General features: G+C 60.7%; 15 protein-coding genes and 1 tRNA gene. 3 read left to right on the forward strand and 13 right to left on the reverse strand.

Annotated elements, in window-relative coordinates:
* Positions 1–61 precede the first annotated feature (61 nt).
* Positions 62–607: a hypothetical protein gene (locus AC1RO0_RS06390; RefSeq protein ID WP_498592047.1), complete on the forward strand. Its 546-nt coding sequence runs from the start codon at positions 62–64 to the stop codon at positions 605–607.
* Between the two features lie 180 nt (positions 608–787).
* On the opposite strand, the gene AC1RO0_RS06395 is transcribed toward AC1RO0_RS06390, so the two are convergent.
* The 8 genes from AC1RO0_RS06395 to AC1RO0_RS06430 form a co-directional block, all read right to left on the reverse strand.
* Positions 788–864 (reverse strand) — tRNA-Met (locus tag AC1RO0_RS06395).
* Between the two features lie 164 nt (positions 865–1,028).
* Complete coding sequence (gene mnmA / locus AC1RO0_RS06400) at positions 1,029–2,228, reverse strand: tRNA 2-thiouridine(34) synthase MnmA (RefSeq protein WP_498592048.1); 1,200 nt, start codon at positions 2,226–2,228, stop codon at positions 1,029–1,031.
* A 190-nt stretch (positions 2,229–2,418) separates the two neighbouring features.
* Positions 2,419–3,069 (reverse strand): CDP-alcohol phosphatidyltransferase family protein, encoded by a 651-nt coding sequence (locus tag AC1RO0_RS06405; protein WP_498592049.1) that lies wholly within the window; start codon positions 3,067–3,069, stop codon positions 2,419–2,421.
* 4 nt (positions 3,070–3,073) lie between these two features.
* Positions 3,074–3,460 (reverse strand): hypothetical protein, encoded by a 387-nt coding sequence (locus AC1RO0_RS06410; protein WP_498592050.1) that lies wholly within the window; start codon positions 3,458–3,460, stop codon positions 3,074–3,076.
* The gene (locus AC1RO0_RS06415; protein ID WP_498592051.1) at positions 3,457–4,407 is read right to left on the reverse strand and encodes a phosphatidate cytidylyltransferase; all 951 of its coding nucleotides are present in this window, start codon (positions 4,405–4,407) and stop codon (positions 3,457–3,459) included. The genes AC1RO0_RS06410 and AC1RO0_RS06415 overlap by 4 nt, the downstream gene beginning before the upstream one ends.
* The gene (locus AC1RO0_RS06420; protein WP_498592388.1) at positions 4,404–5,093 is read right to left on the reverse strand and encodes a lysophospholipid acyltransferase family protein; all 690 of its coding nucleotides are present in this window, start codon (positions 5,091–5,093) and stop codon (positions 4,404–4,406) included. The genes AC1RO0_RS06415 and AC1RO0_RS06420 overlap by 4 nt, the downstream gene beginning before the upstream one ends.
* 135 nt (positions 5,094–5,228) lie before the next feature.
* Positions 5,229–6,824: a phosphoglycerate dehydrogenase gene (serA, locus tag AC1RO0_RS06425; RefSeq protein ID WP_498592052.1), complete on the reverse strand. Its 1,596-nt coding sequence runs from the start codon at positions 6,822–6,824 to the stop codon at positions 5,229–5,231.
* A gap of 85 nt (positions 6,825–6,909) precedes the next feature.
* A complete protein-coding gene (locus AC1RO0_RS06430; protein WP_498592053.1) occupies positions 6,910–8,088 on the reverse strand; it encodes a phosphoserine transaminase in 1,179 nt (392 codons plus the stop codon).
* A gap of 281 nt (positions 8,089–8,369) precedes the next feature.
* Between AC1RO0_RS06430 and AC1RO0_RS06435 the strand changes: the two genes are divergently transcribed.
* The gene (locus AC1RO0_RS06435; RefSeq protein ID WP_498592054.1) at positions 8,370–9,122 is read left to right on the forward strand and encodes a glycosyltransferase family 25 protein; all 753 of its coding nucleotides are present in this window, start codon (positions 8,370–8,372) and stop codon (positions 9,120–9,122) included.
* An 8-nt stretch (positions 9,123–9,130) separates the two neighbouring features.
* Here AC1RO0_RS06435 and AC1RO0_RS06440 read toward each other — a convergent pair whose 3' ends face one another.
* Positions 9,131–9,961: an outer membrane protein gene (locus AC1RO0_RS06440; RefSeq protein ID WP_498592055.1), complete on the reverse strand. Its 831-nt coding sequence runs from the start codon at positions 9,959–9,961 to the stop codon at positions 9,131–9,133.
* A 250-nt stretch (positions 9,962–10,211) separates the two neighbouring features.
* Positions 10,212–11,066 carry an outer membrane protein gene (locus AC1RO0_RS06445; RefSeq protein ID WP_498592056.1) on the reverse strand — a complete coding sequence of 285 codons (855 nt, stop codon included), beginning with the start codon at positions 11,064–11,066 and terminating at the stop codon, positions 10,212–10,214.
* A 319-nt stretch (positions 11,067–11,385) separates the two neighbouring features.
* On the opposite strand from AC1RO0_RS06445, the gene AC1RO0_RS06450 reads away from it, so the two are divergent.
* The gene (locus AC1RO0_RS06450) at positions 11,386–11,940 is read left to right on the forward strand and encodes an SH3 domain-containing protein (RefSeq protein WP_498592057.1); all 555 of its coding nucleotides are present in this window, start codon (positions 11,386–11,388) and stop codon (positions 11,938–11,940) included.
* 28 nt (positions 11,941–11,968) lie between these two features.
* Here the strand turns inward: AC1RO0_RS06450 and AC1RO0_RS06455 are convergent, their stop codons facing one another.
* From AC1RO0_RS06455 to glmM, 3 genes are all read right to left on the reverse strand, one after another.
* Positions 11,969–12,295 (reverse strand): hypothetical protein, encoded by a 327-nt coding sequence (locus AC1RO0_RS06455; RefSeq protein WP_498592058.1) that lies wholly within the window; start codon positions 12,293–12,295, stop codon positions 11,969–11,971.
* 93 nt (positions 12,296–12,388) lie between these two features.
* Entirely contained in the window at positions 12,389–12,841 is a 453-nt protein-coding gene (locus AC1RO0_RS06460) for a MarR family winged helix-turn-helix transcriptional regulator (protein WP_498592059.1), read from the reverse strand.
* A 175-nt stretch (positions 12,842–13,016) separates the two neighbouring features.
* Positions 13,017–14,369: a phosphoglucosamine mutase gene (gene glmM, locus AC1RO0_RS06465; RefSeq protein ID WP_498592060.1), complete on the reverse strand. Its 1,353-nt coding sequence runs from the start codon at positions 14,367–14,369 to the stop codon at positions 13,017–13,019.
* Positions 14,370–14,430: the final 61 nt, after the last annotated feature.

The following is a 14,430-nucleotide window of genomic DNA, read 5'->3' on the forward strand; positions in this document are numbered from 1 at the left end:
TTGCCAACAACCATCTTCCACTCAATCCTGTCGGCCATTAATTTGAGCGACAGGATTTTTCATGACCGATGAACCCAAGAAGCCGAAGCTGGCGATCATAGCCGAGAATTCTCAAAAGCAGATCGATACGGAATACGCCCAGCAACGCGTCGATCGAGCCATGGTCGAGCTCGCGGCGAACATAATAAGGGTAGTACGTGGCGCTGGAAAACCTGAGGAGTTAATCCGGCAATGCGTCGACGTCGTGAACACGGCCGTTGCGTTTGATGAAGTGACGCACGCTTTTCCGTCGCCGGTTTCATTAGCCACGGCGATACAGCTAAAGCACGATCCACTGGAACACGGCAACGCGTTTTGGGTTGGCCGGCAGGCCGCATATCGGAAAATGGTCAGCGGAACCCTCCAATTCACTGCGTCACGGCTACTCGGGCAACTAACACAAGAACGCCGTGGTGAGAGTGAAATGGATGATGCATTTCGTAATCTCGAAGGCGCCCACGAAGCACTCCGAAAAAGGCGCGCTGCAGAAGAGCGGGAGGCCCGTAGCAAGGCCAATTCGGGAAAAAAGCCAGCGAAGAAAAAGGCCAAAAAGAAAATCAGTCTCTGATTCCGCGCCCATAATCGCCATAGATCTTTTCATGTCGCGTTTCATGTTGCGTGGAGTTGCCGTGCCCGATTGGAAACGCCTGAAAATCAAGGGGAATAGCGCGCAACACGTTGCAACACCAAAACAGCCACACCTCACCCGAGTAGTGCAGATAAATCTTTGATTTAATTAAGAAAATTCTGGTAGCGGAGGAGGGATTTGAACCCCCGACACAAGGATTATGATTCCTCTGCTCTGACCTACTGAGCTACTCCGCCACATCCGCGCATAGTCATTACTTATGCACAAGGGCCAAACGAAACCGTCGCTCAAGGAGCGTTGGCTCGTCGGTTGAGCGGCTTATAAGGTGCGGTTCGGCTTTGTGTCAAGCGGATGATTTGGAAAAATCAACGCTTTCCCCTGCCCGGCCCACCGCCTGCCTTCAGGCCGCGACCGGGCTTGCCAGCAATGCCTTCAGCGACGCCTCAGCCATCGGCTCGCGCTCGGAACGTTCGATGAAGCCGCCGCCATAGACGCGGGCGTCGTCGCCGGGGGCGGAATAGAGGGCGCAGGCCTGGCCGGGCGCGACGCCGGCTTCGCCGATCGTCAGGTCGACATAGATGCCGTCCTTGTCGGCACGCAGCACGGCAGGCTCCGGCGGCCGGGTGGAGCGGACCTTGGCGTAGCAGGCAAAGCCTTCGCCGGAGGCGGCTTCCAGCAGCGGTTCGTCGCCAAGCCAGTTGACGTCGCGCAGATAGACGCGGTGCGTTTCCAGCGCCTCCTTCGGGCCGACGATGACGCGGCGCGAGCGGGCGTCGAGATAGACGACGTAGAGCGGATCACCGGTGGCAACACCGATGCCGCGGCGCTGGCCGATCGTATAGTGCAGGATGCCTTCGTGGCGACCGAGCACGCGGCCGTCGAGATGGACAATCTCGCCGGCCAGCGCCGCATTCGGCTTCAGCTTGGCGATCACATCGGAATATTTGCCCTGCGGCACGAAACAGATGTCCTGGCTGTCGGCCTTCTTGGCGACGACGAGGCCCATCTCTTCGGCCAACGCGCGGGTCTCTGCTTTCGGCATGCCGCCGAGCGGGAAGCGCAGGTAGTCGATCTGCTCCTGCGTCGTCGCAAAGAGGAAATAGCTCTGGTCGCGATCGGCGTCAGCTGGGCGATAGAGCGCGCGGCGGCCGGGATGGTCGGCGGACGGGTTCGGGCGCGAGCGGATATAATGGCCGGTCGCCAGCGCGTCGGCGCCGAGCTCCTTGGCCGTCGCCAGCAGGTCGGCGAACTTGACGGTCTGGTTGCAGGAAACGCAAGGGATCGGGGTCTCGCCGGCGACATAGCTTTCGGCGAAGGGATTGATCACCGTCTCGCGGAAACGCTTCTCGTAATCGAGTACATAATGCGGAATGCCGATCGTCTCGCAGACGCGGCGGGCGTCGTCGATATCCTGGCCGGCGCAACAGGAACCGGCGCGATGTACGGCGGCGCCGTGATCGTAAAGCTGCAGCGTGATGCCGAGCACATCATAGCCCTGGCGCTTCAAAATGCCGGCAACGACGGAGCTATCGACGCCGCCCGACATGGCGACGACGACGCGGGTGTCTTCCGGCTTCTTGTCAAAATCCAGTGTGTTCACGGTCTTGCCGCCAATCTCAGTCGATCTTCGGTGCTGTCTTCTGTCCACCGGTTGCCATGCAAAAGCGGCGGATTTTTATCATCTGCGGGCACACGGCAGCGTTAACCGCCCGGCCTCAATCGATCAGGGATATAGAAAGGATTGCCCTCGTGCGCAAGGGGCGGCGAATCAGCAAGGCCGAGAGCGACGCTCAGTGCTTCGCTTTCAGCTGCCGGATGAGGTTGAGCCCGCGCCGTAGCGCCGTCACTGCCGCCCCGACAGCGACGATCCAGAGTGCAATGGTCAGCACCCAGGTTCCGCCATTCCAAAGCACTTCGAGAATGGAAAGCAGCGCTGCGGCCGTGATTACCGCCATGCGATGCTGCTTGGCCATCGGCCCGCCGAAATCGCTGGGGGCGCCGGTGGCCCGGCCAAGCTCGCGGACATAGGCGGTGAGCACGGCAAAGGCGGCCGCAGCCCAGCCAAGGCCGGGCGCGGCGATGCCATAGCCGACACCGGTAAAGATCAGGATATCGGCGATGCGGTCCGGGAATTCATTCCAGAACGGCCCATCCGCCTCACCCTTGCCGCCCTCGACGGCAACCATGCCGTCAAGCAGATTGCATAGCAGCCGAAGCTGACAGAAGAGCGCCGCAAGGATCAGGAACAGGATGCGCAGCCCGCTATCCTCCTGCCCGGACAGCCAGAAGGAGCCACCGGCCAGTGCCGCCATGACCATGCTTGCCTGCGATATCTGGTTCGGCGTCACCGACAGCTTGGTCATGCGCCGCGCCAGTCCCTGCGCCCAGCGTGTATTGCGGCTGGCCAACGGCCGCCTGTCGCCTGTCCCTTCGCCTGCCATGACCTTAGCGCCTCCCGCCGGAAATCGAATAATTGTAGAGCGTCGCATAGCTGGTCGACACCAGCAGCGGTACTGCGATGGTCTTCACTATCTCCGGCGTACCGCTGAGCGCATGGATCGTCACCAATATGCCAGAGGAGCCAAGGCAGGCGATCAAGGGTGGCGCCCAAAGGGCGGCAAGACCACGGAACCTTCTCGACAGCGCCTCGATCACCGACTTGAGAAACAGCGTCAGACAGGCCGACAGAATGCCCTGGACAAGACCGGCGACTACGGGCCGCGGCATCGGATGCATCCGGTTGGCGAACACGGCCCAGCCGCCCATGGCGAGGAAAGCGAAAAGCACATGCACGATGCTGCTGCCGGCAAGCGCCTTCACCCGCGCCTTCATGATACCGACCACCAGTAGCGGACCAAATGAAAGAAGATCGGCGCGGAGAAGACGACGGAATCCAGCCGGTCGATCAGCCCGCCATGGCCTTCGATCAGCTGCCCCCAATCCTTGACGCCGCGATCCCGCTTGATCGCCGACATCACCAGACCGCCGAAGAAGCCCATGATCGTAATCACGAAAGCAAGCAGCCCTGCTTGCAGCGGCGTGAACGGCGTGATCCACCACAACGCCGCGCCGATCAGCGTAGCGCTGGCGACGCCACCGACAAAGCCTTCCACCGTTTTCGACGGCGACAGTTTCGGCGCGATCTTATGGCGGCCGAACAACTTGCCCCAGACATATTGCAGCACATCGCTGAGCTGCACGACGATGACGAGGAAGGCGATCAGAAGGACGTTGCGGCCTTCATAGCCGGGAATATGCAAGGTCAGCAGCGCCGGCACATGCGAGGCGCAGAAAACGCAGATCATCAACGCCCATTGCACTTCGGCGATGCGGATCAGGAAGCGCTCGGTATCGCCGCGCAAGACCGCGATGATCGGCATGAGCAGGAAGGCATAGACCGGGATGAAGATCGCGTAGATGCCGTATTCTTCCGCCCAGAGCAGATAATATTGCACCGGCAGGGCGATGAAGAACGCGGCGGCAAGCGCCCAATGATCGGCGCGCCGGGTGCTGATCAGCGTGATGAATTCGCGTAGCGCCGCGAAGGAACAGAAGGCAAAGAGCAGGATAACGCCGGCGCGGCCCGCCAGAAAAGCGAGACCGATCAGGATGACCATCACCCACCAGGCCTTGATGCGGGCATTCAGGTTTTCGATCGCCGCGTTCGATCCGTCCGGCGACAGCCGCTGCTGCAACACATAGCCGATGACGGACGCGACGATCAGCACACCGAAAATGCCGAGAACCAGATGGATCAGATCGGAGCTTGCCGCGCTCATTCGCCATGCCCCGCTTGCTTGGGCGACAAAGCCAATAGCGACGCCTGCGCCCGCGTCAGAAAGTCCGTCTTCTCTTCGTTTGCGCCGATATGCAGCGCCTCGCCGAAGGTCACCGTGCAGATCAGCGGAATGGGCACGAACTCACCCTTCGGCATGACGCGGTTGAGATTGTTGATCCAGACGGGAATGAGATCGATATCGGGACGAGCCATCGCCAGATGATAAAGCCCGCTCTTGAACGGCTGCAACGGCGCATCCGTCAGGTTCCGCGTGCCCTCGGGAAACAGGATCAGCGAGGAGCCGACGTCGATTGCCGCAGCCATCTGCTCGACCGGATCTTCCGTCCGAGCTTCCCGATCGCGCTCGATCAGAACGGCATTGAAGACGTCGCGGCCGATGAAGCTGTTCAATTTCGACTTCAGCCAATAGTCGGCACCAGCGACCGGCCGCGTGCGCTGACGAAGCCGCGGCGGCAAAACGGTCCAGATCAGGATGAAATCGCCGTGGCTGGAATGATTGGCGAAATAGATGCATCGGTCGGTCGGAGCACCGCTCTCCGGCCAGATCGCCCTGACAGCGGTAACAGCCCGCGCGAACAGCACGATGGCAACGGATGCCGGTTTCGCAAGCCATTCGATCGGCTTGCCCAGCGTGTCCCCGAAAATGCTCTTTTGCAACGCCCCCATGACAAAGAAATAGGCCTGTTTGCAGGTGCCCGATAGCCTGCTCGCCAAGCTTATCCACAGCCATAGAAGGTAAAGAAAAACCCGGCGCAACTGACGTTATGCCGGGTTTTTCAGATAGCTCTTGGGAGGAGCGATTTAGTCGACGTTGAACACCAGCGGTTTGGCCTGGCGGATCGCCTGGTGGGCGGTCAGCTTGCCCAGAACCTCGTCGTTGATCGGACCATCGACATAGAGCAGCGCGATGGCGTCGCCACCCTGCTTGTCGCGGCCGAGCTGGAAGTTGGCGATGTTGACGCCGGCGGAACCGAGCGTCGAGCCGATGAAGCCGATCATGCCGGGAACGTCGGTATTGGCGAGATAGACCATATGGTTGCCGACATCGGCGTCGAGATTGATGCCCTTGATCTGGATGAAGCGCGGCTTGCCGTCGGAGAAGACGGTGCCGGCGACCGAGCGGCTCATGCTGTCGGTGGTGACCGTCAGCTTGATGTAGCCGTCATAGACGCCGGTCTTGTCGCGTTTCACTTCGGCAAGGACGATGCCCTTTTCCTTGATCATGATCGGCGCCGAAACCATGTTGACGTCGGCGACCTGGTTGCGGATGAGACCGGCCAGTAGCGCGCTCGTCAGCGCCTTGGTGTTCATGCCGGCGGTGACGCCGTCATAGAGGATCTCGATTTCCTTGATCGGATCGTCCGTCACCTGGCCGACGAAGGCGCCGAGAACATCGGCAAGCTTAATGAACGGCTTCAGAAGCGGCGCTTCCTCGGCAGTGATCGAAGGCATGTTGATGGCGTTGGAAACCGCGCCCTTGACGAGATAGTCCGACATCTGCTCGGCCACCTGCAGAGCGACATTCTCCTGCGCTTCCGTGGTCGACGCGCCGAGATGCGGCGTGCAGACGACGTTCGGCAGGCCGAACAGCGGGCTTTCCTTGGCGGGCTCGACCTCGAAGACGTCGAAGGCGGCACCGGCGACATGACCGGACTTGATGGCGGCGGCAAGCGCTGCCTCATCCACCAGACCACCGCGGGCGCAGTTGATGATACGCACGCCCGGCTTGATCTTGGCGAGCGCTTCGGCGTCGATGATGTTGCGAGTCTTGTCCGTCAGCGGCACATGAAGCGTGATGAAGTCGGCGCGAGCGAAAAGCTCATCGAGCTCGACCTTGGTAACGCCCATTTCCTCGGCGCGCTCCTTGGAGAGGAACGGGTCATAGGCGACGACATGCATCTTCAGGCCGATGGCGCGGGCAATGACGATCGAGCCGATATTGCCGGCGCCGATGACGCCGAGCGTCTTACCGGTGATTTCGACGCCCATGAACTTCGACTTCTCCCACTTGCCGGCCTGGGTCGAGGCGTCGGCAGACGGAAGCTGGCGGGCAACGGCGAACATCAGCGCGATGGCGTGCTCGGCCGTGGTGATCGAATTGCCGAACGGCGTGTTCATGACGATGATACCGCGGCGCGAGGCAGCCGGGATATCAACATTATCCACGCCGATACCGGCGCGACCGACGACCTTGAGGTTCTTCGCCGCTTCGATGATCTTCTCTGTCACCTTGGTGGCGGAACGGATGGCGAGACCATCATAATTGCCGATGATTTCGAGCAGCCTGTCCTTGTCCTTGCCAAGCTGCGGCTGGAAATCGACTTCGACGCCGCGATCACGGAAGATCTGGACGGCGGTTTCCGACAGTTCGTCGGATACGAGAACGCGAGGTGCCATGGGAGGCCTCCTGAAAAAGGGTCTATGCGAATGAATTCGGAATGCTGGGCTCCGCCTTTTTGGCGGAGCCGGGAACGCTTGAACCTCAGGCAGCAGCCTGGGAGAGCGTTGCCTTCTGCGTTTCGAAAGCCCAGGAAAGCCAGGGCATCAGCTTCTGCATGTCGGCGGCTTCGATCGTCGCGCCCGCCCAGATGCGCAGGCCCGACGGTGCGTCGCGATAATGGCCGACGTCATAGGCGACGCCTTCCTTTTCGAGAAGAGCGACCAGGCCCTTGGCGAAGTTCGCCTGACCGTCATTGTCGAGAGCGACGACATCCTTGTCGACGATCTTCAGGCAGACGGAGGTGTTGGACTGCGTCTCGACCTTGGCGGAGAGATTGGCGATCCAGTCGTTGGCGGCCACGAAGTCATGGATGACCTTGGCGTTAGCGTCGGCGCGACCGATCAGAGCCTTGAGACCGCCGAGGTCCTTGGCCCAGAGCAGCGCGTCGATATAGTCCTCGACGCAGAGCATCGACGGCGTATTGATCGTTTCGCCGGTGAAGATGCCTTCGATGAGCTTTCCGCCGCTGGTCATGCGGAAGATCTTCGGCAACGGCCAGGCGGGCTGATAGGTGGTCAGACGCTCGACGGCACGCGGCGACAGGATGATGACGCCATGCGCGCCCTCGCCGCCGAGAACCTTCTGCCAGGAGAAGGTGACGACATCGAGCTTGGCGAAATCAAGGTTCTGCGCAAAAGCCGCCGAAGTGGCGTCGCAGATCGTCAGGCCCTTGCGGTCGGCCGGGATGAAATCGGCGTTCGGGACGCGGACGCCCGAAGTGGTACCGTTCCAGGTGAAGACCACGTCGCGGTCGAAATCGACAGCGGAAAGATCGGGCAGCTCGCCGTAACCGGCTTCGAGCTTGCGGACGTCCTTGAGCTTCAGCTGCTTGACGACATCGGTAACCCAGCCGGCGCCGAAGCTTTCCCAGGCGAGCATGTCGACGCCGCGCTCTCCGAGCAGCGACCAGAGCGCCATTTCGACGGCGCCGGTATCGGAAGCCGGAACTATGCCGATGCGGTAATCCGCCGGCACGTCCAGAATGTCACGGGTAAGATCGATGGCCTGCTTCAGCTTGGCTTTGCCGACTTTCGCGCGGTGCGAACGGCCGAGAGGCGCGTCGGAAAGGGCATCGAGCGACCAACCGGGGCGCTTCGAGCAGGGGCCAGAAGAAAAATGGGTGTTGTTCGGACGGATGTCCGGCTTGGCGAGCTTAGTCATGATGCTATCCTCTCAGATAGAAAGCTCCTCGTTGGGGAGGAGTGTCCCGCCGCCGGATATATTGGAAGCCGAGCTTGGGCGCAATAGGCAAAAAATGCGTGTGGACAAGGCTTCACGAATTCGTGCAGGAATGTGCTTCGGAAGCACGCTGGATTAGCCACACAAAAGCTCGCTTCTTTGCGGACACGCCACCATATGTTATGGCGTTTCATGGATTTGCGCCGACCGATGAAGAACAAATGTCTCTAATACATCAAGCCGCATTGTCCGAAAGCCCTCGCATGCCCGCGCAGCCCCTGCCTGTCTACCTCATCAACATTGATCGGGCGACGGACAGATTGGCTGAAATTCAGCGGCAGAGCGATGAACTCGGCATCACGATCGAGCGCGTTAACGGCGTTGACGGCGCACTGTTACCGCAGGAGCAATGGGTCGATGTCGATCACGAGCGATTCCAGCGCCGACATGGCAGGGTCATCCTGGCCGGCGAGTATGGCTGCTACCGCAGTCACCTTCTGGCACTTCGACAATTTCTGGCGGGCGGCAGCCAATCGGCCATCATCATCGAGGACGACATAGCGCTGGATGGCAACTTCCTCGCCCGCGCTGTTGCAGCGCAAGAGGCGGCGCCGAACGCCGAGGTCATCAAGCTCGTCAACCATCGCTGGGGCGGTTTCCGTGCCACGGCCCGCAGCTGCAAGGGGGATGTGATCGGCCGCTGCCTCTTCGGCCCGCAGGGTTCGACGGCCTGCTATCTGGTGACGCGCCGCGGCGCGGAAAAGATCGTCAAGTCGCTCGCCGTCATGTCCCTGCCCTGGGATGTCGCCATCGAGCGCGGCTGGGACATGCGGACGTCCATCGTCACCACACGCGTCAATATCGCCGGCTTCAGCCCGTTGCAGAGAACCACGATGATCGGCTGGCGCCGCGACTATCACGCCGCGAAGTCCACCGCTTTGCGGCGCATCCCGGCACATCTTTTCCGCACTTTGGATTTCTTCCGCCGCATCGCCTACGTTCTCACGACGCCGTAGGAGACGGCCTACCAGGTGGTGATTCGCAGCCCGACGCGAATTTCGTGGCGTGACAGGGCACCGTCGCGGCCCATTGTGCCGCCGGCACCCGCCGCCGAATCGGCTGCGGAATAGCCGAACATGTCGCCGCCGGCCACATGCGAGAAACGATAGCCAAGATCCAGCTTCACATTCGGCGCGACCTCATAGGCAACGCCGGCCATCAAGGCGTAAGTGAAGCGCCAGTCGCTGTCGCCAGGATAACGGGTGCTGACCGAACTGCCGCCACCGCAGCTGGAGGTGCCGTCGACGCAGGAACCGATGGCATTGACGCTGCTCCAGGAAATCCTGGTCGCACCGAGACCGGCGCCGACATAGGGCGTAAAGCCGGCAAGCGTGCCGAGATCGACATAGCCGTTCACCATCAGGCTGCCTGCCTTGAAGGAGGAGCGAGCCTTGGTGGAGCAACCCGTGCCGCCTGCCCCGCCCGAGCAGGACGATCCGCTCGATACCTGGCCTTCATAGTCGCCGCTGAAGTAATCGCCGGTGAGGTCGGCGCGAAACAGGTCGTTGAACTGATAGCCGACACCCAGTCCGCCGGAGAAATCGCCACTGAAGCGATCCGAATCAAAACGGCCGGAGCTGTAGTCGCCGCCGGCGGGATCATAGCTGCGGAAACTCGTATCGCCGTGACTGGCGTTGACGGCGTAGCCGAGATCGGCGCGCGCATACCAACCCTGGGCGTCCTTGACGCTGACTTCCGGCATTTTGATTTCCGGCGGCAGATCACTCGCAAAGGCAGTGCCCGCAGATGCGCTCGCCATCATCGCAGCCAGCGCCAAAGCGTCGAAACGGATCATTACCCCTCGCCTTCCATCCTCGGGCAGGCGCCCGCATTCCGAGCCCGGCCGGCTCTTGTCGTTCGCACAGTCTGGCTCTCCAGGAGGAAAGGCCGGGGCCGAGCCGCTGCCATTGTTATTTCATTAACCATAGGGAATTCATGGTTAATGAAGATTTAAGACGCGGCGGAATTGCTTAACGACGGCGGTAAAAAAGCAAAAGCCGCCCGGAGCAACCGGGCGGCTTTTCAATGGTTTGGAGCGAAGACGCTTACTTGTAGACCGGCTGCGGCTGGACGGGGATGTCGGCCGGCGGCATGTAGCTGGCGGTCTGGCAACCGCCGAAGGTGTAGCGAGCGCCGATGCGGGCTTCATGCAGGTTGATGCCCTTGTCGTAGCCGGGACCGCCGTTTTCCGCATAACCGAACATGTTGCCGCCCTCGATATGGCGATAGCGATAGCCGACATCGGCCTTGAGGTTGCACGAGAGGTCGATGGAGGTGCCAGCCATCAGCGCGTAGGTGAAACGCCAGCTGCCGCGGCCCTTATGTGTGACGGTGCCATCGCAGGAGTCCGGATTGGCGTCGGAGCAGGAGGTATTCTTCAGGTCGCTCCATTTGACGTAGGTGCCGCCGAGACCGCCGCCCACATAAGGCGTGAAGATGCTGTATGTGCCAAGATCGACATAGGCATTGGCAAGCAAGCTGTAGGCCGTCAGCGATGCGCGATCGCGCGAGGTCGCCGGCACCGCGGTGAAGCCGGGGCCGCAGCCACCGCAATCGCCGGTCGTCGAGCCCTTGAAATTGGATTTGAAGAGATAGTCCAGTGTCACGTCGGTGCGCAGGTAGTTGTTGACCTGATAGCCGACACCGCCGCCGAGCGTCATATTGCCGTTGAGCTTGGCGCTGTCGAAATCCACCAGGCTGGAGTTGGAACCCTGGAAGTAGTTAGAGCCGCGCAACTTGGTGAAGGCGTAGCCGACATCGCCGCGCAGATACCAGCCGCTGGATTGGCTGACCGCCACTTCCGGCGTCTGCTGCGCCGGCTCAGGCGTATAGAGATCAGCGGAAAAGGCAGACGTGCCAACCAACAGAGCGGCAACGGCCCCAATCAGGGATTTCATCATGGATTTGGCTCCGAAATAATGCCATTGGCACGACAAACGCTTGCCAATTGAAAAGACATGGCATGATTAATGGTCGATAATAGTTAAAAGCCAATTAACTACGAATATTTACTCTGTTTTGTTGTAAGATATACTATATTTTATACATTAGTAATTTTTAATTATATCATTATAACAGCAAGGTATCTTGGGTGGCCGGATTTTCATGCCGCAAGCCGAGATGGGTTGCAGCGCGCCGCTACGAAGGCTTTAAACCAATTGGCAAGAATCGAGCCGTTACCATAACGCCCATATGGGGCCTACAACATGGAGAAAGTCATTGACTTACTTTCGCAAGCTATGTGTCGGCCTCTGCCTGACGTTGGGTTTCCTGACCTCGGCCACTCTGGCCACGCCGATGCCGGCCCAGCCCGTCGCGGCAACAGCCTGGAACAAGGGGCGGGAGACCGGGCTGCCGATCCCCCGCTACGTCTCGCTGAAAGCACAGAAGGCGCGCATGCGCGTCGGACCGTCGACGATCTACGCCACCAAATGGATCTACATGAAACCCGGCCTGCCGCTGGAGATCATCGACGAATACGGTCGCTGGCGGCAGGTTCGCGACGACACCGGCACCACTGGATGGATGCACGGCGCGCTGCTTTCGGGACAGCGGACCGCGGTGGTCGCACCTTGGTTGAAGACGAACGCCATGCTGCATGGCGGCCCGGAAAAGACAGCCAACCTCGTTGCTGAGCTGCAACCCCGGGTGCTGCTCTCGTTGCATTCTTGCACCGGCGCATGGTGCAGCGTTTCCGTACGGGAACATGCCGTGCGCGGCTATGTCAGACAGGACTTGCTATGGGGTGCCTATCCCGGCGAAATGTTCCGGTGATATCGGTCTGACTGCGTTTCAACGGCCATCAGTGTTCGAGGGTGTTGCCGCCGTGAAAGCGACCGAAGTGCCGTGCCGAAAATAGAGCGATAAGGACAGCGCCCAAACCGACCGCCAGGGCGTCGGGTAAGTTGTGCAGCGAGAAATCACCGACGTCGCAGAGCAGAAGATAGGCAACGACCATGTTGGCGAAGCCCCACAGCACGTTGACGGTCGATGAGGACAAGCCTTGTCCCGGTGGCTTGGCGAAGGGAGTCTGGAACGGCCGCCCCATGATCCCGCTGACCGCATGCGGCACGGCGTTCATAAGAAACAGGCCACCAAAGAAGTACGATAGAAGATGGAGCCATTGCATATCAGGCAGTCCTCGATGCGAGCGGGTTGACGATATCCCCCGGCTGCTGGCCGATCTCGGGAATGAAATCTGCGAAGACGAGCGATGCGCGCGTCAGTCGTCGGCCAGCCGCTGGAGCAGTTTGACCGCAGACAGCAGATGGTCCTGCTCCTCGCTGGAGAGCCGCGCTTCTATCGTACGGGAAAGCCAGTCCTGCCGCGCCGCGCGGCCTTCCTCGATCCATCTACGGCAGGCTTCGGTGATCGACAGGATCGTTTGCCGCCCATCATTTGGATCGGCTATTCCCCTCACATGTCCAGCCGCGTCCAGGGCTGCGATGACGGTTCCCATGGATTGCGGTCGCATGCCCTCGGCTCTAGCCAGGCTGGACGTCGTCATCGGGCCGTCTTTCTCAAGACGGAGGAGCACCGAGGCCTGCGTCGGCGTCAGATCCCCTACATCAGCCTGATCGCGCAGTCGACGCTTGAGTTTGCTCACGACGCTGCGCAGCTCCTGCGCGATCGCGGCGGCAACAGCAAGCTGCGGTCGGTCCAATTGGTCGTTCATACGCACGATCTAGCATATAAGAAGCAAAACTGCAAAGATAAACTTCATATATGGAACCAGGCTTACCATCTTCGGCGCATCCCTGGACCCTGCAACACAACCCTAAAACGACAGGGCCGCCCTCAATGGGGCGGCCACAGGTCCAATGTTAGATGTCAATAAGTGATCGCCCGGATCAGGCAGCGTTGCGAACGCTCGAGATCACGTCGATCAGGCCACCGACAATGCGCTCGATCTGGCCGCGATCATCGCCTTCCGCCATGACGCGGATCAGCGGCTCGGTGCCCGAGGGGCGGATGACCAGGCGGCCGTTACGGGCAAGCTCGCTCTCCGCATCGGCGATTGCCTTGCGTACCTGATTGTCCTCCAGCGGCTTGCCGCCGGAAATGCGGACATTGCGCAGCAGCTGCGGCACCGGCTCGAAACGCCGGCAGACTTCGCTGACCGGCTTGCCGGTGCGCTTGACCACGGCGAGGATCTGCAACGCCGCCACGAGGCCGTCGCCGGTTGTGCCATAGTCTGAGAGCACGATATGGCCGGACTGCTCGCCGCCGACATTGAAATTGTGCTGACGCATGTGCTCGACGACATGACGGTCGCCGACCGCGGTGCGGGCAAGTGCCATGCCCCGGTCTTCCAGAAAGCGCTCAAGACCAAGATTGGACATGACGGTGGCAACGATGCCATTGCCGCGCAGCGACTGGTTTTCTGACCAGCTCTCGGCGATGACGGCCATCAGCTGGTCGCCATCGATGATGGTGCCGGTCTCGTCGACGATGATGACACGGTCGGCGTCGCCGTCGAGCGCAATGCCGATATCGGCCCGCACTTCGTCCACCTTCTTCTGCAACGCCACCGGGCTGGTGGAACCGCAATTGAGATTGATATTGGTGCCGTTCGGCTCGTTGCCGATAGTAACGACCTCCGCGCCGAGCTCCCACAGCACGGCCGGCGCGACCTTGTAGGCGGCGCCGTTGGCACAGTCGATGGCAATGCGCAGTCCCTGCAACGTCACATCGCGCGGCAAGGTGCGCTTGGCATGCTCGATATAACGGTCATGCACGCCATCGACGCGCTTGGCGCGACCGATATTCTCCGACTTGGCGAGATGCGCCGTCATGTCCTTCTCGAGCAGATCCTCGATTTGCATTTCGAGATCGTCGGACAGCTTGTAGCCGTCGGGACCGAAAAGCTTGATGCCGTTGTCTTCGTAAGGATTGTGCGAAGCCGAGATCATCACACCGATATCGGCGCGCAGCGACCGCGTCAGCATGGCAACGGCCGGTGTCGGGATCGGGCCGAGAACGAAGGCATCGACGCCGGCGGCGGTAAAGCCCGCCACCATGGCATTTTCCAGCATATAGCCGGAAAGGCGCGTATCCTTGCCGATAACAACGCGATGGCGATGGCTGCCCCGATGGAAGATCGTGCCAGCAGCGATACCCACGCGCATGGCAAGATCCGGCGTCATCGGATAGATGTTGGATTGTCCGCGGATTCCGTCCGTTCCGAAATAGCGACGTTTCATATGCACTCCCGTGATTGCGGCGTCCCACTGTGGGACAGCGGCATCCCGTCCAGCTCCCGTG

The sequence above is a fragment of the Rhizobium sp. GW821-FHT14E12 genome (assembly GCF_058803745.1).